This is a genomic window from Granulicella aggregans (genome assembly GCF_014203275.1).
Lineage (GTDB): Bacteria > Acidobacteriota > Terriglobia > Terriglobales > Acidobacteriaceae > Edaphobacter.
On sequence record NZ_JACHIP010000002.1, the window covers coordinates 200,368 to 222,574 of the forward strand.

Here is a 22,207-nt window from a genome sequence, read left to right on the forward strand (position 1 = left end):
GGAGACGATACATCCCCATGAGCGAGACAGTACAACCCATCATCGTCATCAAGAAGAAGGGCGCCCACGGCGGCCACCACGGAGGCGCATGGAAGGTCGCCTACGCCGACTTCGTGACCGCCATGATGTCGCTCTTCATCGTGCTTTGGCTTATGAACTCCACGCCACAGGTCAAGAAGGCCATCGCCGGATACTTCAACGATCCCCGCGGAACCTCGCGCCAGATGGGAACCGACATCCTGGGCAGCGGCCCCTCCGTAGTCATCGATAAGACGACCGTCGAGAAGTTACAGGAGCAGATCAGGAAAGCCATCGTTCAGCAGAAAGAACTCGACAAGCTGAAGGACCAGGTTGAGCTGAAGATGACCAACGAAGGCCTGCGCATCGAGTTGATCGAAGGCAAGAACGGTACTTTCTACCAGAGCGGCAGCCCCAAGCTCAGCCCCGCTGGCGAAGAGCTGCTCGGGTTGCTCGCCAAGCAGTTGGCTCCGCTACCGAACCACCTTCAGATCGAAGGGCACACCGACGCCAAGCCGATGGGCAACGCTACCGCCACCTACTCCAACTGGGAGCTCTCGTCTGACCGCGCAAACGCCGCTCGTCGCCTGCTGCAGCAGGATGGCGTAGGGCCGCACCAGATCAATCAGGTGCGTGGTTACGCCGACGAGTTGCTGCGCGTCCCCAACGATCCGCTTGACCCGTCGAACCGCCGTATCTCGCTGCTTGTCCAGTTCCTCGAAGCTCCCGCAGGCACCAAAGGTCCGGAGACTCTGGATATGGAAGGAGGGAAGAAACCTGAAGGAAAAGAGGGAGAAGGTGCCGAGAAGGGCGCCGAAAAAGGCAAGGAAGCAGGCCCCGTCCCGGCCCCAGTTGAAAAGCCCAGGCCCGTCGACGTTGCACCCACGGCAGGCAAGATCGAACTGCCGGCGATCCCTACCGGAAAGCCCGGTGCTAAACCCAGCGCAGCATCACCCGCCAAACTCGGCGACGAGCTCAATCAGCTACGCGAGATGAAGAAGGCCGACCCACCCAAGCCGAAATAAGGCCGCGTTGCTACAATCGACTCGTGCGACGTCTCCTCGCCATCTTGATCGCGATCCTCGTGGGCTTGCCCACGGTCTCGCCGCTCTTCGCGCTCTCGACGGCTGACGATCTCAGCCGCCCGGCATGCTGCCGCCGCGATGGCAAGCATCACTGCATGTTGGCGGACATGGACGTGAGCGGCACAGCCTCCTCTGACCGCTCCGGCTTCAATGCGCCCAGCATTTCGGAGCGCTGCCCTTACGGCGCAAAGTCCGTTCCGTCGACATCGCATCCGGACTGGTCGCTCGACACAGCGCGGGCCGTCTTCGCGGGCGTCGTTGCGCATCCCGCAGTCGCCCCGCAGACCGAATCGAAGCGCCGCATCTCCGCCGACCGCTCCCGCCAAAAACGCGGTCCACCCGCATCGCTCCTCGCCTGACTCATCTGGCCCCGCTCCAAACACTCTGTGCCCCATTCATCGCAGCCCCATCGCGATGAATGGGGCCGCCACAGAGGCCGGGTGCCCCATCCACGACAGCTTCATCGTCATAGGTGGGACCGAATTCCTCCGGACACCGAGCGCAGCCCGCCATACCTGTACGTCAGCTCCGTCATCCCTATGACGAAGGATCGCCCATGCGCAAGCTCCCAGCATCTCTGCTTCTCCTGCTCGTTCTCCTGCTCCCCTCAACTCCATCCCGAGCCAACGTCTTCGGCCAGATTCGCGGTATCGTCCACGATCCCCAGCACCGCCCCATCTCCGGGGCGTCCGTCAGACTCAAATCCGCTAACTCCGACTTCACTCAAGTAGTAATCAGCGGCCCCGACGGTGCCTTTGCCTTCCCTGCCCTTGCTCTCGGCGACTACGTCGTCACCATCTCCGAATCAGGCTTCGGAACGCAGGCTCAAGCAATCACCCTCGCCTCTGGCACCTCGCCGCTGCTGCACTTCGAGCTTGCCGTCGGCAGCGTCACGCAGTCGATCACCACCGAAACCACAGCCTCGAATATCAACACCGTCACCCCCACCACGCTCGTCGACCGCACCGACATCGCGCTCACCCCGGGCGCGGATCATACCAACAGCATGGCCATGATCACGGACTTCGTCCCTGGTGCCTACATGACCCACGACATGCTGCACATGCGCGGCGGCCACCAGATCAGCTGGCAGATCGACGGCGTCGAGATCCCCAATACCAACATCGCCAGCAACGTCGGCGCACAGATCGACCCCAAGGACATCGACTACATCGAGGTCCAGCGCGGCAGCTACACGGCCGATACCGGCGACCGCACCTATGGCGTCTTCAACGTCGTTCCCCGCACCGGCTTCGAGCGCGACCGCCAAGCCGAGCTCGTCCTCAGCGCCGGCAACTTCTACCAGACCAACGACCAGATCAACTTCGGCGACCACACCGAGAAGTTCGCGTACTACGCCAGCCTCAATGGCAACCGCAGTAACTACGGCTTGGCCCCGCCCGTGGGCCAAGTCTTGCATGATGCCGCCAACGGCTATGGTGGCTTCGCCTCGTTTATCTACAACCGCACCCCGGCAGACCAGTTCCGCCTCGTCACTCAACTTCGTCAGGACTACTTCCAGATCCCTTACGACCCCGACCCCAACAGCATCGCCAACAAGGACTTCGACTCCAGCGGCCTCCGCGACGGCCAGCACGAGACCGACGGTGTCGTCGCCTTCTCCTACATCCACACCTTTGACCCGACGACTGTCCTGCAAGTCTCTCCCTTCTTCCACTACAACCAGTCGAACTACGAATCCCCTCTTACCGATACACCGGTCGCGACAACCTCGGACCGCACCTCTAACTACGCCGGCGCCCAGGCTTCCATCACCACCGAAATCGCCCACAACACGCTGCAGATGGGCCTCTACAGCTTCGGTCAACACGATAGCTACTTCTTCAACGCATCTTTCGCGAACGGTGGGGTTCCCGACGCGGCCTCCGGCGGCGTCATCGAAACCTATCTCTCCGACACCTACAAGCCCACAGGCTGGCTCACTCTCCTCGGCGGGTTCCGCTCGACCGAGTTCCGCGGTGCCTTCACCGAGACGTCCACCGATCCGCGCGTCGGCGCTGCCGTCCGTATCCCACGCCTGAACTGGGTCTTCCGCGGCTTCTACGGCCGCTTCTACCAGCCGCCACCGCTGCTCACCGCGCAGGGTCCGATCGTTCAATTCGCCGCAGACAATAACACCGCCTTCACCCCACTCCACGGTGAGCGCGACGAAGAGCACCAGTTTGGCGTGCAAATCCCCTACAAAGGCTGGCTGCTCGACGCGGACACCTTCAAGACTCGCATCAACAACTTCCTCGACCACTCCAACATCGGCGACTCCAGCATCTACTACCCCGTCACCGTCGATGGTGCGCTCGTTCGCGCCTGGGAGCTGTCACTTCGCAGTCCACGCTTATGGAAGCTCGGCCAGGCCCACCTCGCCTACTCCAACCAGATCGCTGAGCAACGCGGCAACATCACCGGCGGCCTCATCTGCACGCCCGTCGGCGACCCAGCCTGCGATGCCGGCTTCGACTACACACCCGTCGACCACGACCAACGCAACACCCTCAATGTCGGCTTCAACGCGACGCTGCCGCTACGCATCACCGCCTCCACGAATGTGTACTATGGCTCCGGCTTCGTGAACGGAAGCACAGACGATCCACGCTACCCAAACCCTTACTTGTCCCCGCACACCACCTTCGATCTCTCCGTGGGTAAGAGCTTTGGCGAAAACATCACCGCCTCCGTCACGGCTCTCAATGCCGCTAACCGCCGCCTCCTGCTCGACAATAGCCTCACCTTCGGCGGCTTCCACTACAACGACCCACGTCAGCTCTACGCTGAGTTGCGCTACAGGTTTCACTTCTAGTCTCCGAAGCAAAGGGCCACAGCCAGTGGCCCTTTGCGACGATCTGAACTCTGATAAGCTATCGCTATCTATTCGACGAAAGGAAGGAACCATGAAGACATTCAAAATGCCCGGCGACCCCAAAGCATCGGCTGCGTTCCTTCCCGCCGTCTCGCGCATCTAGACCAATTCTCAGATTCCATCTGAAGGTCTCCAGCACAGTCTAACGACGGCTTCCGGCACGCCCATTCCCTATTCAATTTGGATTCCTCCGTGGACCTCGTGTCCTCCACACTCTGTTCTCTGGCGAGCTTCTATGAGCAAAATCTCCAACAAAGGCGCAATGCGCGAAGTGCTAGCCTTTCTGTTCCGTCACTGGCGACGCGAAAAGCTTCTGGTCGTGTGGGTGTCAACATGCATGATCGCGGCCACAGTTTCCGACTTGCTGCTGCCGGTTTATTCTGGCAAACTCGTCGACGCAATCGCAGTTCACTCAGCAACGAGTACGTTGGCGCTACACGATGCTCTGCGCGCCATTGTGATGATGGCAATCTTAGGCGCGGCAATGACGGCCCTGCGCTACGCGGGAATGATGGGCATCATCCGCCTGACCTTGCGCCTGATGTTCCGTTTTGCCGGCGACTCCTTCTGGCGTGTGCAGCGGTTTTCAACTGACTGGCACGCGAACAACTTCGCAGGTGCAATCGTGCGCCGCATCACGCGCGGCATGTGGGCTGTCGACACGATGGACGACATCCTGCTGCTCGAGATGTTGCCCGCTCTGCTCGTGCTTGTCGGCGCTTCGCTGCTGCTGGGTCTACGCTGGCCGGGGATGGGCGTCATGGTCGCGGTAGGTGCTGTGGCGTACATCGCGATATCAGTCTCGCTGTCGCTCTATTACGTCGCTCCTGCGGCTCGGCTGTCCAATGCTCAGGACACGCGCATCGGAGCGGCAATCGCAGATGCGATCACCTGCAACCCGGTGGTCAAGTCGTTTGGCGCGGAGAGCCGCGAAGATCACCGACTGTCGAAGATCCTCGGTAAGTGGAACAGCCGAACATCTCGGACATGGGTGAAGGCAACCGCTAACGGCAGTCTGCAGATGCTTCTCTTGCAGGGCTTGCGCACCCTGGTGCTCGCCTACACGGTATGGCTGTGGTGGCAAGGCCGCGCGACTGCCGGTGACATGACGTTCGTGTTGACCAGCTACTTCATCGTGCATGGCTACTTGCGTGACGTAGGACAGCATGTGCGCAACCTGCAGCGCTCCGCCAACGAGATGGAGGAGATGGTCCACTTCCACTCGCAGCCACTCGGCGTGTCTGATCGCGCCGATGCGAAGCCGATCCGTGTGACGACTGGCGAAATCGTCTATGACCACGTGACCTTCTGTTACGGGGGACAAACCGAGCCTCTGTTCAAGGACTTCTCCTTGCGGATTCGTTCCGGTGAACGCGTAGGGCTGGTGGGTCATTCAGGATCAGGCAAGACGACCTTCGTAAAGCTGCTGCACCGGCTGTATGACGTGGGGAGCGGAAGGATCGTCATCGACGGACAGGACACCTCACATGTGACACAGGCCTCGTTGCGCGAGCAGTTGGCGCTGGTGCCACAGGAGCCCATCCTCTTTCATCGCACGCTTGCGGAGAACATCGCCTATGCCAGACCAGATGCTGCGATGGACGAGATCGAGCACGCAGCACGGCTTGCTAATGCGCACGAGTTCATACAGCGTCAGCCGAAGGGATATCACACGCAGGTCGGTGAGCGCGGCGTGAAGCTCTCTGGGGGCGAACGGCAGCGCGTGGCGCTAGCGCGGGCGTTTCTGGCCAATACACCGGTGCTAGTGCTCGATGAAGCTACCTCGAGTCTCGACTCGGAGTCAGAGGCGTTGATTCAGCAGGCGATGGAGCGCCTGATGGCAGGCCGAACCTCCATCGTGATTGCGCATCGGCTTTCAACCGTTCGCGTGCTCGACAGGATTCTCGTCTTTGAACACGGAAGCGTGGCCGAGGAGGGAACGCACGAGGAACTGGTACAGCTCGAAGGAGGCACCTACAGGAGACTCTTTGAGCGACAGGCACTCGGCCTCCTCATTGACAACGAGAGCGAACTTGATGAGCCAGATTTTCTGGACAGTGAGCTTGCATCTTGAAGAGTCTCGAGAGCAGAAGCAGCTTCAGCCTGGATGGACCGTCGTTCTCTTCTCGGCGGTCGCAGAATGGAGGTGAAGCCTGGACAAGATCGACTACGGGCCTTCTTGAACCATCAGAATTTGGTCAACGGAGTGAGCCGGGAAACTGGGAACTGCCCCCTAATTGGTCTGACCACGAAACTCCTCATTGAGGAGCTTCCTTTGCCCGGATCGGCAAATGCTCTCAGCTCTGAAAACGGAACTACCCAAAGAACATAATTTGGAATGAGAGGCTTGGCAGCGTCGGATTGAGCCCGAACTTGGGCAACTTGCCACAAAGTATCGTCGCTTCTCCCTCGAAGATACCTCGAGTAGGTATGACGCAACGGTTCTATGGGTGATTGGGCGCATTACAAATATGACTTTCGTGAAGAGTCTCTGTTGGGCCAATAGTTCAAGTTCTAGCCAGAGGCCCTCGGTATCGCTAAGCAGCACCACAATCAATCTGGCGATGTCAGAGCTTTTCATCACAGAACTTAGGCAAGCGTAGTTTCTGCGAAGAGCAGGATCTGGCCATTAGGAAGAGAAATTGACACGTGCTCATTCAAGTTATTCACCTAGAGATAATAATGCTTAGTGATCACGCTGGCTAACTTGTCGGTCGGAAGTGGGTCGCTCCGCGCGCCTTTGAAGGGCTGCAGGCTGAATGAGATTTCTACTGAGAGTTTGGCCCCGGAATAACTTACCCAATCAGGCTTGAGCACGTTTTAGGCACGCACACCTGCGAGCTGCGGTACCTACAACATAATGAAGCAGCTGATATGGTGCCACGAGAGAAACTTGATAAGCGTGAATCTTGAAAACCGTTTAGAGCCGGTAAATCAACGGGTAAAGAACCATCGGACGAGCTCGGGATGCCGCCGAGCTGTAGCAGTCGTGGTATTCTACCGCCTCAGATTCTGGCGCGTCCCATCATTAGCGTTTAATGACACCGTTGAGGAGCCGCGAGGCTTAACTCGCGAAAGCGCCGAAAATCACATCACCCGAAAGAGAAGTCCGGAGCTTCTATGTTCTCTATTCTCAATCTACAGCAGGCTTCCTGAACTGTAAGTCGCCAGTCGATCCCCGCCGCCCGCTCGATGCTTCCCAACCACTACGTCCTGAATCACAGGATCTGCGTACTTTGATTGAAGGTTTCCCCGCATGGTAAAGAGCGAACAGTCCACGAACTACTCGGCGGCCATATGGACGGTCTGGAAGATGGCTGCAGTCATCGCGGAGCAGGACCATACACAGATCCAGCCGGTTCAGTTCCTATCGTGTATTTGCTCGCAAATCTCCCATGCGGACATTGCAAACCTGGGCGAGCCCAACATCAAGACTGAATTGGATGAAGTAGCGAAGGTATTCGACACCCACGGCCTCTACTGTAACGAGATGCTGCAACGGTTGCAGCCGCCCGGCACCCGCACCCCTTTGACATCTCTACCACCGTCTCAGCTTTCCGGTCGTGACCCTGTGTCGAGGTCGGCGGTTACCAAGAGGGCATTCGAGTTTGCCGTTTCGGCCGCAGCACAGGAGTCGATGGACAAGGCCCGGCTTCGCCACTTGGTCGCGGGCATTCTCGAGCACGACCGCGAACTCTGCGCGGTGCTAGGCATCGATCCGGTGCAGCGTGCAGAGCTGGCAACCGATCTCTCCATCAACCGGAGCTACCCTAAGCTATCGAGCGAATTTGCCGTACCGCACTTCCAGAAGACCGATAGCACAGCGGACGTGTTGCGCGCGGTCGACGCTAACTCCATCCTCAATCTGAAGATCGATTGGAGTGTCGTCGGCCCAAAGTACCAGGAACTCTGCGAGATGGCCTGGAAGGTTGGTGCCTGCGGCAAGGTCGGCCCGCTGCTTCAGTCGGTTATCGAAAAGATGCTTGAGTTCATTCCGCGCGCGACACATGGCGCGATCTTGATTCTGGACCGAAAAAATGGATCGTTAGACCTGATGGCGCAGGCCCCTCGAGGGGAGCCTTCGTTGAGCATGACCTCGGCCCGCCAGGCCATCGATACCAAGCAGGCGTTTGTCTGGCAATCTCATCGAGATATGACCAAGACGCAGTTCGATAGCCATCTCGAGTCCGGCATATATGCCCCGATCATCGCGGACGACAGATGCTTCGGGGTGATCTGCCTGAACAGCAAGAGCGGCGGACATCGCCTGACAGACGAAGATCTCTCCTTGGCGGTCACGCTTGGCCACCAGATCGGGCTGGTCTTCTCAAACCGCGATCTCAAGACGGAACTCACTCAAAACGTAAAAATCCTCGAACGCCTGATGCCCAACTTTTCTCCAAAGGTGAGCAAGCACCTCGTCGACCGTGCAAAGGCCGGCGAACTTAAGCTGGGCGGACAGCTTTCAGATGTCACCATCCTGTCTGCCGACATCCGCGGCTTCACGGTCATGGCCGCCGAGATGGAGACCGGGGACCTCATCGCGCTTCTCAACGATTACTTCGCCGCCATGGTCGAGTGCGTCTTCGCTCATGGAGGCACGATCGACAAGTTCATCGGCGATGCCCTGCTCGTTGTCTTCAACAGTCCGGAACCCTTGGAGCATCATATTGAGCAGGCCGCAAAAACGGCTTTAGCGCTACAGGTAGCAGCTCAGGGCGTCAGCGAGCGGCGGCGCATCAGTCGCCTCCGGGCCTGCGAGATCGGCATCGGGGTGCATACCGGCGAGGTCATCCATGGCTTTATCGGATCCGCTGAACGGATGGAGTTCACTATCATCGGGGACGCCGTCAATCTTACCTCGCGTTATTGTTCCTCTGCCGGCCCGGGCGACATCATCATCAGTCCGCAGGTCTATGAGAAGATCTGGCACTCCATTCAGGTGAAAGCCATAGAAGTGGCTACAAAACACGAAGGCAACCTCAACGCCTACAAGCTCCTTGGCCTCAAGAGCAGCTGAGACCTACCACGGCCCCCAAACGGCGACGCAAACGGCTGCTCCGGCGAGAAGCGCCGTGACCGCAAGCAAGGTGTAGAGTCTGCCTCGACCGAAGCGCTTCAGAAATCCACCTCCCTTAGCTGGAGCTTCGCCGATCTTCACCAGCGCGATGCTGATGTTGTCTCCACCGCCTCCGGCCAGCGCCAACTCCAACAGACGGTCTGCGATCGACGCCGTGCTCCCTCCTCTGGAAAGTATCTCTTCGAGTTGCTCTGGCGAAGTGTATCCCCAGAGTCCGTCGGAACAGATCAGCAGCAGGTCGTCTGTTTCGATCCCATGGGCTGAGACATCCATCTGTCCCTTGGGCTGGCCCAGGCTGCGCGTCAGGATGCTGGCATTGGGGTGAGAGCGTGCCTGCTCGCTCGACAGAATTCCCTGGTTGATCATGCGCTGCACGACCGAGTGGTCTTCCGTCAGGATCTCGCAGACACCACGGCGCGCGCGGTAGACCCGGGAGTCTCCGATGTGTCCGACGTATGCCTTGTGCTCGGCCAACAGCACCAGGGCAACGGTTGAGGCCATCTCCTGCATCCCCGCCGGCCCGGCCAGGCGGGCGTCGGCGAGTCGCGCATTCACCCACATGGTTGCCTGCTGCAAACTGTCGGCGGGGTCGCTCCCGGCACGGACTTTGGCGAGAAAGCGGCGGTATTCGTCGCGTCCCAGCGATGCCGCCCGCGAGCCTCCGGTGTGGCCGCCTACACCATCGAAGACGAAGAATAGCTCACCCAGCGGAACACCAAAGCAATCGACGCGGTCCTGATTCTCTTCGCGAACGAGGCCGGGATGGGAGCGCAGGCTGCTTTCGGCCACGCTCGAACGAGATCTCGATTTTGATCTACCAGAAGCTTTGCCAGAATGATCGACACTGGTGACTTGGCTTGCGTCGTCGAACTCGTTCTCTATTTTCCCCATGAATCACTGACTGAGCCTGTCCCTAGAGGATATCCCGCATACGCAGAAAAAGGAGCACCGACCCGAGCAAGACCACAAGCATTCCGCCCAGAACGCCGATCGATTCGCCGTAGGTATAACGCAGGCCGGCTCCATTGGTTAGCTGCGCCGGCTGACGAATATCGTTGCTCTCGGATGTCGCTTCCGGCACTTGGAGCGTGGCGGCGTCCACGCCCTTGCCGCCGCCGGGACATGCGTCCCACCGCTGCGGCCCGGGAAGATAGCCGCAGACATGGTCCTTCGCCTCCTCGATCATGTTGCGCTCGAAGGCCCATCGCGATGGTGCAACGTAACTCATGACGCGCGCTGGAGCGGGCATCTTGTAGATGGCGCGGATGCCGCCTCCAAGCGTGATGACAGGAAGAAGAACGACAGGAAGCAAAGCGATCGCGGTCTCTGTTGTTGCGCTACGCGCGGAGATCGCAAGACCAAGCGCAGCCCCGACCAGCGACGAGATGACAAGGATTCCGGCTTCGCGCAGGTAGCTGCCGTGAAGATCGCACCCGAAGTAAACGACCGTCAGCAAAGTAAGACACTGAAAGATACACAGGCCCATCAGCACTGCGAACTTCGAAAAAACATACGACGGAAGCTTGAGGTTCACCATGCGCTCGCGCTGGTAGATGGACCACTCGCCAACCACGTCGCGTGCTGCATTGTTGCAGCCGAACCAGATTGCCGCGACGACCAGCAGGAACTGGATTCCGGCGAGGTTGCCGCTCAGTTCGCTGAAGTCCCGCTGCGCCTGGGCGAGCGAGACGGCAGCCTGCTGGGCGGGCGCACTCAGAACCTTCGACAGGTTGTCGGGTTCTTTGACCGTGCCGAAGACCAACGCGATAAGGACGGCGAAGAGGGGTGCCTGCAGCAGCGTGATGATGAGCTGGGCCCGATCGCGTGTGCGCAGAACGATATTGCGCCGGAAGAGCGTCCACCACTGCGCGATGCCAAAGCTGCGCGTGGCGGAGACCTCTTTCTGGCTGCCTTCGCCCTTCACCTTTCCCGAACGGTCTTCGACGAAGAGCTTGCGATACTTCGACTGCCCATAACGCTTCACCCACTCGGCGGTCGGCTGCTTGGCGAGTCCAGTCAGCAGCATCTCTGGGTTGAGTGTGCTCTTGTCCGTTTGCTGCTGCGCGGGCGGGTGGAAAAACTCAATGGAATCGGGGAATGTGGGACCGTAGTAGGCAAGCGAACCGCAGCCGCCACGGTCGCGCGAGATCATGATGAGGTTATCGAACTTACGGTAGACGTCGATACTTGGCTGATGGATGGTGGTAATGATCGTCTTGCCACCGCCGGCAAGACGCTTCAGCAAGTCGACGACGCCCTCAGCGTCATAGGATGAAAGTCCCGACGTGGGTTCGTCGAGGAAGAGCACCGGAGTGTCGGTGATCAGCTCCATCGCAATGTTGACGCGTTTGCGCTGTCCACCGCTGAGCACCTTCTTTTCGGGCGATCCAATCAATGTGTCTTTCTTGTCGAGGATGCCCAGATCATCGAGGATCTTGTCGATACGGGCGTCAATCTCCTTGTCATTCAGATCGGTCCGCAGCTTGGTCGAGAAATAGAGCGCCTCTCGCACCGTAAGCTGCGAATGGACGATGTCGTCCTGGGGAACGTACCCCATCTGCTGACGAAAGAGATCGTACGACTGGTAGAGGTCCGTACCGTTGAAGAGAACGTTGCCCGCCTCTGGCGGCGTGTAGCCATTGAGCGCCTTGAGGAAGGTGGTCTTTCCGGCACCGGCGGGTCCCATGAGCGCGACCAATTCGGAGGGATAGACCGTGAGCGAGATGGGATCGAGGAGACGTTTGCCGCCTACGGCTACGCACACCCCGACAGCGGAGATAGAGACATTCCCGTGGTATTCGCGACGCTCTAGCTTCCCGTTTTCGACGAGGCGGAACTGGAAGCCGCCGATCCCGACCTCCTCCCCCAGCCTTAGTTCCGTCTTGCTGGTGATGCGGACTCCGTCGACGAATGTGCCGTTGCGCGAAGATAGATCCTCGATGAAGACTGCATTGCCTGATCGCGTAATCTTCGCGTGGTTCCAGGAGGCCAGCGGGTCGTCGAGCGGCTCCCCGCACTCTGGATCGCGTCCGATGATGACGCTTTGCTCCTGCAGGTCGACTGGCTGTGCGGTCGCGGCCCCAATTGCGGTATTCGATATCCCGAGCAGGCGCGTTGCGGGGACTTTCAAAGAGCCGAGGTAGACGCTGTCGCTGGCCGTGATGCGACTACGTGTAATGCGGTTATTGAGTTGATTCAGCGCGGTGCCGTTGCGCGATTGCAGGTCCTCTATGAAAAACTCACCATTCTCTTCGACGATCCGGGCGTGCTCCCACGAGATCATCGGAAGGTCGATGACAACGTCTGAGTCCGGCGCGCGACCGATGCGTCTGGTTCGCGTCGAGGGTATCGTCGAAACCGGCATATCTTATTCCCCTACAGTGCAAGGCTACCTGCCAAACGTTATCCAACCGAACTCACGCGCGGCCGTCCATCGCACCGACGCTAGGGCTGGCTGCTTACCTGGTCCTTTACTTTGACCTCAGCGGTCCCGGTATAGGTCGCAACTGCGGAGGTAGCGTCGGCCTCCGTGATCTTGGCCTCTCCCAGCTTGTCGTAGACCGTCCGAATTATCTTGCCTGTTGTTGGATCCTTGACGACATGATTGAACCGTTGCACGTCGACTACGTCGTTCACCTTCAAACCTGCCTTGGTGCCGACCGTAATGACGAGCGTCGTGCCGGAGACATCCGCAACAACGCCTTTGTAAGGGGTCTTCGGAGTAGTCGAAACGACGGCGACAGTAGGAGCCACAACCGAAGGAGGGGCTTTGGCTTCGGCAGCTATAGTCGGCAGTGGAGAAGACTCAATCTGGGTCGCGATCTGGTTGATCGCCTGCGTGGTGGCGTCCGTCACCATGGCCGCACTAATTCCGTTTCCAGAGGTCTGGATGGCGCTTAGGCCGCCCACTTTCTTCGTTGACACACCGTTGCCCAGCGCGGTGCCAACGATGGTGCCAGTAGTTGTGTCGATCAAACGCGCCGTTACACCGACGGTGACGGTGTATATCGAATTCTTGGTTCCTGGTATCGGAACCAGGCCAATGTGCCCGCCGGGAGTGGTCGTAGTCTGCGTCTCGCCGCTATATTGACTCACCGAACCGATGATGATGCCGTCCACTCCGGCGATCTTGCCCAGCTTCACCGCAGTGTTCTGATCGGAACGGTCACTGTTGGAGAGGTTCTGCTCCTTAATGATCTTGTCCAGCGCCGAGCGTTCGATCAGGATGAACTTTCCATCAGCGTTTAACTTGTTGATGATCAGGTCGCCCATCGAGACGCCCAGGTCGTTCTGCACGCCAAGCTGGGCCGCCTTAAACCTTGCATCCTGACTCACATCCAGGCTCATCACCGCGATGCGGCGCTTGGGTGCTTGCGTCGACTGTGCAAGACAGACGGAGGAGAGAGTAACCAGGCCCAGTAGCCCGGCGGAAAGGCAGACATTACGAGTCTTGCAAACGGCAGAGACAAACATTTGGATTCACCTCAATGGAAAGTTCGCTATGCATTCTTACCGGCCTAGAAAAGTCTCCAACGCCTTCAAATCAGGCTCGGTCAGATTGGCGAAGCGCGTTGCGCGGTCGGGATCCTGTGCGTTGAATGCCTCCTCGGCCTTGCGGAGGTTGAGGTTCATGCTGGCCTGCTTAGAGGCCATGTCACCGCGCAGACTCATTCCACTCTGTTGCATGGATCGCTGCATGGTGATGAGACTTGCGTTTACAGAAGCTGCCCGCGCCTTCAGTCCGTCAATCTGCGTCTCCACCGCGTCCAGCTTGTCTTTCTCCTCCTGGGACAACTGGGGTCTGGCTGGCTGTTGAGGTCCGGGCTGAATAACTACCGTTCCGCGAATCGATGCCTGCTCGCGTGGAGCAACCGCCGGAGCTGTACCTCTCGGCTGCGGCCCGACCGTGGCCGGAGGCTTCGTCAGCTTGCTGGGTGCTACTGGCGAAGGCGCCGTCGGCTGCGGCTGTTGCAGTGGCACAGGCGTGGGCGTTGTCGCCCCACTCGTCTCCACCTGTTTTTGGCTATCGGAGAGGTGCATGGAACGGACCACCGGAACGGCAGCGGCGGCCAATGCAAGAGCTGTCCCTCCCACCGCATAGAGCAGTTTGTTGTTCGACTTTTTCGGGAGAGCGAGTGCGACCGACTGCGGGTTGTAGGCAGGCGTTCCGGCGACCTCCGTCATGCGGCGATCGTCGAAGGCATTATTGAGGAGTGCGGTCTGTGGCCGAGCGGATGGGAAAGCTTCGACCATGGTCGCCGGACGGCTGTTCTCGGCAAATGCGGCAGGCCAGTTGTTCTCGACGATGGTAGCGGGACGGCTTTCGAGGAAGGTCTTGGGGACCGTCGTCGACTGCTCGACCATGGTGAGTACCGGAGACTGGCCGGCGCCGAAGCCGTTCGGCAAGGCTGCGGGAAGGTCGCGCAACGCCTGGCGGAGGTCTTCGGCACGCTGGAAGCGGTCCTCGGGGGCCTTTGCAATCGTCTTCATGATGATCTCGCTGAGGCGGGCCGGCATCCAGGGCTGCATCTCCAGCGGACTCTTGGGCATCTCCTTCACGTGAGCCGCCATGAGCTCAAAGTCGCTGGTCGCCTTGAATGGCCGCTGCCCGGTCACCATCTCGTAGAGCGAAACGCCGATAGAGTAGAGATCCGAACGAGCGTCCGTGGCCTGACCCATAATCTGCTCAGGGGACATATAGTCGATCGAGCCGAGCGTGGTGCCGGTCTGAGTCAGTTGCCGCTGGGTATCGGCACGGGCGATCCCGAAGTCCATCAGCTTGATCTCGCCAGTGGGGGTCAGCATCATGTTGGCGGGCTTGATATCGCGGTGGATGATGCCCTTGCCATGCGCGTATCCGAGGGCCGCGAGAGCCTGGTCGAGATAGTTAAGGGCGTCCGGAACGCGGATGGGGCCGCGTTCTAGCAGTTGGGTAAGGGTGACACCGTCGACGAACTCCATCACCATGATGAGTTGGTTATTGATGGTGAGCGCGGTGCAGAGGCTGGCGATGTTGGGATGGTGCAGGCTTGCGACGAGCTTGATCTCGCGCAGGAAACGGTCAGCGAGGTCGGAGCGCCCGGCAAGGTCGGGGAGCAATATCTTCATCGCCTCGATTCGGTCCGAGATGACGTTGCGAACGCGATAGACGCGCCCCATTCCGCCGGCACCAAGGATGCCTAGAATCTCGTAATCCCCGACGCGTTGATTTACTTCGCCTTGCATACTGGGCCTCACGCATTAAATTGTCTGCCCAAGATTACGCAGCAGTCGGCAATTCAGATGGATGTCGGCACTGCTAGCTAACCTGTAAAAACAGGAGCCGCAATTTCGACGGAGATTATTGCCAAGTAATCGATGCCCTACTTTGTATCAGGAACCGGAACCGGCAACAATCTATTTGCGAGAATTCTTCTACACCCGCAGGCGAAAGCCGATGTTTTGTCAAAACATCCGGCCACGCGCAGCGGATTTTCAGAGATACCTTTCTCGGGTGTAAACGGACAACCGAACAGGCAAGAGTGACCCGGATTCTGGCGAAGAGTCTTTCCTTCACGACCTTACCGGCCGGACGCAAAGGTGGGGAATTTAAGTGGTTGGTAAACATAATCCAACTTACCCCGGTCCCGTGAGCCTGGGTTCAGGACTCGACAGGTACGAGGATGAGGGGAGGCACTCAGGGCGAGATCCACTGTCGACCATCCTCGAGAGCTATCGGTGTGCGTGTCTGATTTTCGCGCGGTTTCTCTGGACCGCAGGCGACTCGGACAAAAAGTGAAGCGGGAAACACGGTGAAACGCCTCCACAGAGCTATCGCTCTTGGTGAGAAGTTCTCAAACAAAACCGACGCCCCAAGTCCCCAAGCTTGCATTACTTCGTCCGACTCTTACACCCACCGAGCAGCAGCCCTTCCGGGTGCTGGACAGAGCCCACCTATCCTCACTCGTCCGCTTCTTCCTGCTTCTGAAGGAATGGGATAGTTTGGCATCTCCCGGCTGCGCTGACGAGAGGTCCTAAAACGAATGAAGTGACCAATGAAACCAGCAACCTACTACACCCGTGTATCCAGCCGAGAACAGCAGCAAGAAGGTTCTCCCTTGGAGCACAAGCCAGGACTCGACGGAGCGGCCCAGACTGCTCAGAATGATGTGTTTGAACTATTCCCTGAATGCCGTAGGTATAACGCGCGCATATAGGTATCCATTCAATCTCATCTTCCAAACGGCCAAATTGTAAGAATGGTCGGGGCGAGAGGATTCGAACCTCCGACCCCCTGCTCCCGAAGCAGGTGCGCTACCAGGCTGCGCTACGCCCCGACTATGGATGGAATGTGCCGATGATAGGAGCGCCGCCGCCTTGCTCAGGAAGACTCGGAATCTCCCTGCTGGCCTCGCCAACCGACATCTTAGTTTAGCAGAGATTGCGCCGCGGGATAAACGCTACGTAGGACCGGTTACACAAACCCAAGCAAAATATCCGGCAGTCCCTTGATTCCGGGGCTGATATCGTTTAAGAGTTCGCAGTGGGAGCGCGCACCGATGATAATGGAACGCCGCCAAATCGTGGGAATGGCAGCCCAGGGCCAAACCGGCCCCATGGTAACCCTCGTTCGCATCGAAGGCTCTTCGTACCGCCAGGCCGGCGCAAGGCTGCTGCTCTCCTCCAACACGCCTGGAACCTATGCCGGAACCATAAGCGGCGGGTGCCTGGAGACCGAAGTGGTCACCAAGGCACTCTGGAAGGTCCGCAGCGGCCCCGTCGTCGAACGCTACTCGACCCTCTTCGACGATACCGCGGAGGTCCCCTACGGTCTCGGCTGCGGTGGCACTGTCGATCTCCTCTTCGAACCCGCTGGAACCCCAGAGTTCGAGGCCCTCCTCCGTGCGCTGGCTGAAGCGCTGCAAGGTGAATCTTTCACCATCCTCACCCGCCTCCCGTCGACCGGTGTTTCCTTCGCGCGGGCTGTCCTCTCCGCCACGAAAGAGGTTCTCTTCGCCAGCGATGGTCTTTCGCTCAACGAGATCGAGCAGTCTCTAGAGGCCGAGCAGCCGGAACTCCTGGGCGTCTTCAGAGAGCAACTCACTCCGCCCCAGAGACTGCTCGTCTTCGGAGCGGGCGACGATGCCAAACCTCTCGTCAACCTGGCAGCTTTGCTCGGATGGACGGTCCTCGTCGCCGACGGCCGTTCGCAACTCGCCAAGCCGGAGCGATTCCCCGCAGCCGCGCAAGTCTTCGCCGTCACGACTGCGGACCTCGACTCACTAAGCGTCTCATCCAGCGACGCCGTCGTCCTGATGACCCATAGCTACGAGCAAGATCGCGAGTGGCTTGCCGCTTTGCTCCCGGTCGCTCCACGCTACTTCGGCGTACTTGGAGCACGCCATCGCAGCAGTCTTCTCGTCAGCGAAGCCGCGGTGCTGTGCGGGCTCCCGCTTGCCACCTGTTGCGAGCGCATCTTCGCTCCAGTCGGACTTGACTTAGGCGGTGACGGTCCCGAGGCGATTGCCCTCGCCGTCCTCGCCGAGGCCCAAGCGCGCTGCATGGGTCGACTCGGAGCCTCGCGCCGCCTCTCTGCGGACGACGTCGCCGCTCAGGTCAACAAGGGCGGCCCCTCGCGCTATCTGCAGGCACAATGCGCCGTCGACGATTCTCTCTCCCGGATCTCCACCGACGCAGCATCACTCGGATGAAAGCCGCCGTCATTCTGGCTGCTGGAGCCTCGCGGCGGCTCGGCCGACCGAAGCAAGATGTCGTGCTTGGCGGCGAGACGCTGCTCGAACGCACCGTCCGCATCGCGATTCAGGCCGCTCTCGATCCCGTGTACGTCATCGTCGCTCCGGAACGACAGAGCTCTCACATTCCAGGTGTCACGATTCTCACCAATCCCGACGCTGCGGAGGGCATGGCCGCATCTATCCGCACGGGCGTTCTCGCAGCTGCGCATAATCAATGCGAGGGCATCATCATCCTCGCCTGCGACCAGCCCGCGGTTACTCCCGAACATCTACACGCAATCATCGCGAACAGCGACGGTGGAACGCGGATTTCTGCCTCCAACTACGGTTCGCGCAGGGGCGTTCCCGCCTACTTCCCTTCCTCCGCATTCCCAGGCCTGCTCGAGCTCCGAGGAGACATAGGCGCCCGCGACCTCCTCGCCTCAGCACACGCTATCCTCCTAGCGAACGGCGAACTCGACATTGACACCGCCGAGGAGCTCGCCCGCGCTCAAATTCTGTTTCAAACATGCGAAGGCTGAACGCCCGATCCGTTCCCCGCTACAGTCCGCGCAGAAACTCCTCAACCAAGTTCCCCGCCACGGCCGCCCTATACTTCGCCGTGCTGCGAATGTCATCGATGGGCCTGCATTCCCCGGCGAGTGCCGTCCGCGCAGCTGCAATCGTCGGCCCTAGCTCAGCATCCACACTTCTTCTGGTCAATGCCAGCTCTGTCGCCACCAGCCGCGCGGGAGTCTCCCTCAGGCTCGCCGCTCCCAACCGGATCTCTTCAATGACACCACCGTGCACCCGCGCCAGCGCCGCGATCGCCACCTTCGAGATCGCCTGCGCATTCCGCGTCCCCACCTTGCGCGCATACGAAACGTAACCGCTGAAGTTACGTTTCAACTGGATGCTGTACAGCAGCTCATCCGGCCGCAGCATCGTCTTCTTGTAGCCAAGATGGAACTTGCCATAAGGAACCTTCCGCGCGCCACTGGCCGAGATCAACGTCAGCTCCGCCTCATACACCAGCAGCGCTGGGGGCGAGTCCGCAGCCGGCGAAGCATTCACGCAGTTCCCACCCAAAGTCCCGCGATTCTGATTTGCGATGGATCCTGTCCAACTCGCTGCCTGCGCCAGCAGTGTGAAATCGCTGGCGATCACCGGATGTCTGCGCAAATCGGTGAACGTGGTCCCCGCGCCGATCGTCACCGCATCCTCCGAGACCTCGATGAACCGAAGCTCCGGGATACCCCACAGCGAGACCAGCTTCTTCGCTTCCAGGCGTCCCGCGCCCAGCGCGACCATCAATTCCGTGCCACCCGCAATCGGCGTGAACTCTCCCGGCGAATCGGCCAGAGCGTTCAGCACGGCGGCCAGAGAACCCGGCGCAATCAGGTCATACTGCGATACATTCGAGCGCATGAAGTCATTCTAGTGCGGAGCGTAGTTCCCCAGCACCCCAAAACAGACCAGAACCGTACCCGTGAAAACGAAGACCAGCCGGCACAACCACTGCGGGCTGTCCGGCCCGGAACAGGCCTTAATCTCAAAACCGTTGCGGTAGAACCCGACCAACAGAACGATTACGCCGAGAGCCAGTGGGATGTCGCGGAGAAAATTGATATGCATAGTGCCGCCTCCTACGCATGAGACTTCTTTGCGCAGGATTCTACAGCGTTGAAGATGCGTTTGTAACCAGTGCATCGGCACAAATTTCCCGCGAGGCCCTCCTGGATCTGCGCCATCGTCGGCTGCGGATACTTGTCGAGCAGATGATGCGTCGCCAGGATCATCCCCGGCGTACAGATACCGCACTGCGCTCCACCCTCCTCAAGAAAGCACTGCTGCACCGCATCGAGCCGTCCTTCGACTGCGACGCCTTCAATCGTGCAGACATTCGCGCCAGCCGCCTGCAGCACCGGCACCAGGCAGCTGTTCACCAGTTCGCCGTTCATCAGCACGGAGCACGATCCACACTCGCCCTCGCCGCAACCCTCCTTAGTGCCGGTCAGGTGCAGGTCTTCACGGAGCACATCGAGGAGACGCTTCATCGGAGGCGCGGTGATGGTCTTCGATTCGCCGTTGATGGTGAGAGTGATCGCGCTCAAGCCCCCACCTCACTGAAGTATGGTCCGGCAATCGCAGGTTCCAGATCTTCCGTCCCACCCGCCGGTGTCTGCGTCATGCGTTCGAAGATATCTTCCGGCAGTAGCGGTATCTCGGTAAACGAAACTCCCGTCGCATGTTCAATCGCGTTCAGGATCGCCGGTGCGGGCCCGTCCATCGGCAACTCACCAATGCCCTTGGCACCAAACGCTCCGTGAATCGTCGGCATCTCTTCGAAGTGCACATGGATCGGCGGGATGTCCGCGCTCGTCGCCATGATGTAGTTTGTCATCTGGCTATTCGCCATGTGGCCCTTCTGCCAAACGCACTTTTCGTAGATCGCATAGCCGATTCCCTGCGCAACTCCGCCCTCAATCTGCCCTGCCGCGAGTATGGGATGCAGCACCTTGCCCACCTCCTGCAGCGCGTGGAACTCGGTCACGCTGGGGAAGTAGGTCGTCATATCGACTGCAACCTCCGCCACATAAACCGCCCACGCGTAGGTGGGATACGCCTCACCGCGATACTTGTCGTCATCCCAGAAGATGTCTCCGGGCGACTCGTACCGCGCACTCGCCTTCAGCGCCCCATGCTCGGCGAGATACCCAATCGCCGCCGCGCGAAAACCGTCTTCGGGCGTGAGCCCGGCAGAGACCAAGGTTGCGCACATCTGCTGCGAAGCCCGCTCCACCAGCTTGCCGACAATCATGGCCGTCCGGCTCGCAACCGTCGGCCCGGAGTTCGGCACCCTGTGCGTGTCCGGCTGCGCGATCAGCACATCCTCGTACGCAATCCCCAGCGTCTGCGCGCACACCTGGCAAAGAATCGTGTTCGTCCCCTGCCCGAACTCCGTCGAGGAGACCAGGATCCTCGGCTGGCCCTCAGCTGTTAGCTCAATCTCCACCAGCGAGTTCAGCCGCCGCTCGCCCGATCCGGTAAATCCCGCACCGTGCATGAAGGCCGCAAAGCCCATCCCGCGCTTGATCGTCGCGGTCGGATTTTCGCGGTCAAAGCGCTCCCGCTTCTCGTGATAGCCGGAGACCTCTAGCGCCCGCGTCAGCAGCCCCTGCATGTCGACCTTGTCTGCAAGGTGCTGGCCGGTCGCCGTATGTCCGCCCGTCTCAAGGAAGTTCCTTCGCCGAATCTCCTCCGGCGTCAGACCGACGACCTTCGCGATCTTATCCATGTGCCGCTCAATCGCGAACAGGCTCTGCGGAGCTCCAAAGCCACGAAACGCCCCGTGCGGCGGCAGGTTCGTAGCCATCGCCTTCGCCCGGACAGTCAGGTGCGGCCAGTGATACGGCCCCGACGCATGAATCGTTCCGCGCGACAGCACCACCGGCGACAGCGTCATGTACGCCCCGCCATCGAGCGCAAAATCGATCTCTCCCGCCAGCAACTTCCCGTCCTTCGAGACCGCCGTCCGATGACGGGTCCGGCTTGGGTGCCGCTTCGTCGTTCCGGCCATGTCCTCGCCGCGGTCGTAGCAGATCTTCACCGGATGCCCGCACTTCATCGCCAGCAGCGCCGCATGCGATCCAATGACCGAAGGAAAATCCTCCTTACCGCCGAACGCTCCACCGGTCTCCGTCTGGATCACGCGGCACTTTTCCGCTGGCAAATTGAAGACCAGCTCCAGCGCATGAACGACATAAAACGGGCACTGCATCGATCCCGACACCGTCACGCCGTCGCTCTCGGAGTACTCACCGATGACGCCATTGTTCTCGATGTAAAGCTGCTCCTGCGCTCCGGTCCGGTACTCGCCTTCGACGACAAAGTCAGCTGTCCGGAAGATCTCTTCCATCACAGCCGCGTCGCCCGCATCTCCGGCGTTCATCAGGTAAGTCTTGAAGACGTTGTCTTCACCCCAGATGGCGGGGGCGCCCGGTGCCTCACTCTCATCGATCGTGAAAACTCCCGACAGTTCTTCGTAAATAATCTTCACCGCTGCGACCGCCGCAGGCAGCACAGCCTTGTTGGGGTGCGCTAACAGAAGAATCGGCTCATCAGGATGATTGACGAAGGTATCGGCGAGGCAGAGATGATCCTTCGCCAGATGCACGATACAGTTCTCGCCGGGAATATCCGCCGCCGTAACAATTGTGAACTCGTCCCACGGAACTCCCGGAGGAAAGCTAATCGACAGAATTCGCCCACGCGCAATCGTGCTGCGGACGGTCGCTCCGTACCACATGCCGGGTAGCGCGATGTCGTCAACATAGCGGGCCGCCCCAACCACCTTGGCGCGGCCCTCTTTACGGATAGGGGAGGTTCCAACGATCTGGCCGGGTGCTGGAGTCATGGAGGTTGTTGGTTAGCA

General features: G+C 59.7%; 15 protein-coding genes and 1 tRNA gene. 7 read left to right on the top strand and 9 right to left on the bottom strand.

Annotation, left to right across the window (positions count from 1 at the left end):
- Nucleotides 1–17 precede the first annotated feature (17 nt).
- The 5 genes from HDF16_RS06340 to HDF16_RS06360 all read left to right on the top strand — a co-directional run bounded on the left by HDF16_RS06340 (nucleotide 18) and on the right by HDF16_RS06360 (nucleotide 8,998).
- Nucleotides 18–1,043 carry a flagellar motor protein MotB gene (locus tag HDF16_RS06340; protein WP_184214651.1) on the top strand — a complete coding sequence of 342 codons (1,026 nt, stop codon included), beginning with the start codon at nucleotides 18–20 and terminating at the stop codon, nucleotides 1,041–1,043.
- Between the two features lie 23 nt (nucleotides 1,044–1,066).
- Nucleotides 1,067–1,462 carry a hypothetical protein gene (locus HDF16_RS06345; protein ID WP_184214653.1) on the top strand — a complete coding sequence of 132 codons (396 nt, stop codon included), beginning with the start codon at nucleotides 1,067–1,069 and terminating at the stop codon, nucleotides 1,460–1,462.
- Between the two features lie 197 nt (nucleotides 1,463–1,659).
- Nucleotides 1,660–3,918, top strand: coding sequence for a TonB-dependent receptor (locus HDF16_RS06350; RefSeq protein ID WP_184214655.1), 2,259 nt, complete (start codon nucleotides 1,660–1,662; stop codon nucleotides 3,916–3,918).
- A gap of 295 nt (nucleotides 3,919–4,213) precedes the next feature.
- Complete coding sequence (locus HDF16_RS06355; RefSeq protein WP_246408804.1) at nucleotides 4,214–6,052, top strand: ABC transporter ATP-binding protein; 1,839 nt, start codon at nucleotides 4,214–4,216, stop codon at nucleotides 6,050–6,052.
- Nucleotides 6,053–7,234: 1,182 nt separating this feature from the next.
- On the top strand, nucleotides 7,235–8,998 hold the full coding sequence (locus HDF16_RS06360; protein WP_184214657.1) for an adenylate/guanylate cyclase domain-containing protein: 1,764 nt from the start codon (nucleotides 7,235–7,237) through the stop codon (nucleotides 8,996–8,998).
- Nucleotides 8,999–9,001: 3 nt separating this feature from the next.
- Here the strand turns inward: HDF16_RS06360 and HDF16_RS06365 are convergent, their stop codons facing one another.
- From HDF16_RS06365 to HDF16_RS06385, 5 genes are all read right to left on the bottom strand, one after another.
- Nucleotides 9,002–9,847: a protein phosphatase 2C domain-containing protein gene (locus HDF16_RS06365; RefSeq protein ID WP_184214659.1), complete on the bottom strand. Its 846-nt coding sequence runs from the start codon at nucleotides 9,845–9,847 to the stop codon at nucleotides 9,002–9,004.
- A gap of 124 nt (nucleotides 9,848–9,971) precedes the next feature.
- Nucleotides 9,972–12,422, bottom strand: a complete 2,451-nt coding sequence (locus HDF16_RS06370) for an ATP-binding cassette domain-containing protein (protein ID WP_184214661.1) — start codon at nucleotides 12,420–12,422, stop codon at nucleotides 9,972–9,974.
- Nucleotides 12,423–12,502: 80 nt separating this feature from the next.
- The gene (locus HDF16_RS06375) at nucleotides 12,503–13,531 is read right to left on the bottom strand and encodes a CsgG/HfaB family protein (RefSeq protein ID WP_184214663.1); all 1,029 of its coding nucleotides are present in this window, start codon (nucleotides 13,529–13,531) and stop codon (nucleotides 12,503–12,505) included.
- Nucleotides 13,532–13,567: 36 nt separating this feature from the next.
- Nucleotides 13,568–15,283, bottom strand: coding sequence for a serine/threonine protein kinase (locus HDF16_RS06380; RefSeq protein WP_184214665.1), 1,716 nt, complete (start codon nucleotides 15,281–15,283; stop codon nucleotides 13,568–13,570).
- Nucleotides 15,284–16,297: 1,014 nt separating this feature from the next.
- Nucleotides 16,298–16,374 (bottom strand) — tRNA-Pro (locus tag HDF16_RS06385).
- Between the two features lie 228 nt (nucleotides 16,375–16,602).
- On the opposite strand from HDF16_RS06385, the gene HDF16_RS06390 reads away from it, so the two are divergent.
- Together HDF16_RS06390 and HDF16_RS06395 are read left to right on the top strand one after the other, a co-directional pair.
- Nucleotides 16,603–17,748 (top strand): XdhC family protein, encoded by a 1,146-nt coding sequence (locus HDF16_RS06390; RefSeq protein WP_246408808.1) that lies wholly within the window; start codon nucleotides 16,603–16,605, stop codon nucleotides 17,746–17,748.
- Nucleotides 17,745–18,314 carry a nucleotidyltransferase family protein gene (locus tag HDF16_RS06395; RefSeq protein WP_184214667.1) on the top strand — a complete coding sequence of 190 codons (570 nt, stop codon included), beginning with the start codon at nucleotides 17,745–17,747 and terminating at the stop codon, nucleotides 18,312–18,314. The genes HDF16_RS06390 and HDF16_RS06395 overlap by 4 nt, the downstream gene beginning before the upstream one ends.
- A gap of 19 nt (nucleotides 18,315–18,333) precedes the next feature.
- Here HDF16_RS06395 and HDF16_RS06400 read toward each other — a convergent pair whose 3' ends face one another.
- Genes HDF16_RS06400 through HDF16_RS06415 form a run of 4 tightly spaced genes read right to left on the bottom strand, consistent with a single transcriptional unit; the run spans nucleotide 18,334 to nucleotide 22,189 of the window.
- Nucleotides 18,334–19,200: an FAD binding domain-containing protein gene (locus tag HDF16_RS06400; protein ID WP_184214669.1), complete on the bottom strand. Its 867-nt coding sequence runs from the start codon at nucleotides 19,198–19,200 to the stop codon at nucleotides 18,334–18,336.
- A 9-nt stretch (nucleotides 19,201–19,209) separates the two neighbouring features.
- Nucleotides 19,210–19,407: a hypothetical protein gene (locus HDF16_RS06405; RefSeq protein ID WP_184214671.1), complete on the bottom strand. Its 198-nt coding sequence runs from the start codon at nucleotides 19,405–19,407 to the stop codon at nucleotides 19,210–19,212.
- A gap of 11 nt (nucleotides 19,408–19,418) precedes the next feature.
- Nucleotides 19,419–19,886 (bottom strand): (2Fe-2S)-binding protein, encoded by a 468-nt coding sequence (locus HDF16_RS06410; protein ID WP_184214673.1) that lies wholly within the window; start codon nucleotides 19,884–19,886, stop codon nucleotides 19,419–19,421.
- A complete protein-coding gene (locus HDF16_RS06415) occupies nucleotides 19,883–22,189 on the bottom strand; it encodes a xanthine dehydrogenase family protein molybdopterin-binding subunit (RefSeq protein ID WP_184214675.1) in 2,307 nt (768 codons plus the stop codon). Before HDF16_RS06415 ends, HDF16_RS06410 begins: the two co-directional genes overlap by 4 nt.
- Nucleotides 22,190–22,207 lie beyond the last annotated feature (18 nt).

Bases quoted from the DNA above. Each gene is read 5' to 3' on its own strand.
- HDF16_RS06355 (WP_246408804.1), top strand. From the start codon at position 4,214: ATGAGCAAAATCTCCAACAAAGGCGCAATGCGCGAAGTGCTAGCCTTT.
- HDF16_RS06375 (WP_184214663.1), bottom strand. From the start codon at position 13,531: ATGTTTGTCTCTGCCGTTTGCAAGACTCGTAATGTCTGCCTTTCCGCC.
- HDF16_RS06360 (WP_184214657.1), top strand. From the start codon at position 7,235: ATGGTAAAGAGCGAACAGTCCACGAACTACTCGGCGGCCATATGGACG.
- HDF16_RS06340 (WP_184214651.1), top strand. From the start codon at position 18: ATGAGCGAGACAGTACAACCCATCATCGTCATCAAGAAGAAGGGCGCC.
- HDF16_RS06415 (WP_184214675.1), bottom strand. From the start codon at position 22,189: ATGACTCCAGCACCCGGCCAGATCGTTGGAACCTCCCCTATCCGTAAA.
- HDF16_RS06400 (WP_184214669.1), bottom strand. From the start codon at position 19,200: ATGCGCTCGAATGTATCGCAGTATGACCTGATTGCGCCGGGTTCTCTG.
- HDF16_RS06380 (WP_184214665.1), bottom strand. From the start codon at position 15,283: ATGCAAGGCGAAGTAAATCAACGCGTCGGGGATTACGAGATTCTAGGC.
- HDF16_RS06390 (WP_246408808.1), top strand. From the start codon at position 16,603: ATGGAACGCCGCCAAATCGTGGGAATGGCAGCCCAGGGCCAAACCGGC.
- HDF16_RS06395 (WP_184214667.1), top strand. From the start codon at position 17,745: ATGAAAGCCGCCGTCATTCTGGCTGCTGGAGCCTCGCGGCGGCTCGGC.
- HDF16_RS06370 (WP_184214661.1), bottom strand. From the start codon at position 12,422: ATGCCGGTTTCGACGATACCCTCGACGCGAACCAGACGCATCGGTCGC.
- HDF16_RS06405 (WP_184214671.1), bottom strand. From the start codon at position 19,407: ATGCATATCAATTTTCTCCGCGACATCCCACTGGCTCTCGGCGTAATC.
- HDF16_RS06350 (WP_184214655.1), top strand. From the start codon at position 1,660: ATGCGCAAGCTCCCAGCATCTCTGCTTCTCCTGCTCGTTCTCCTGCTC.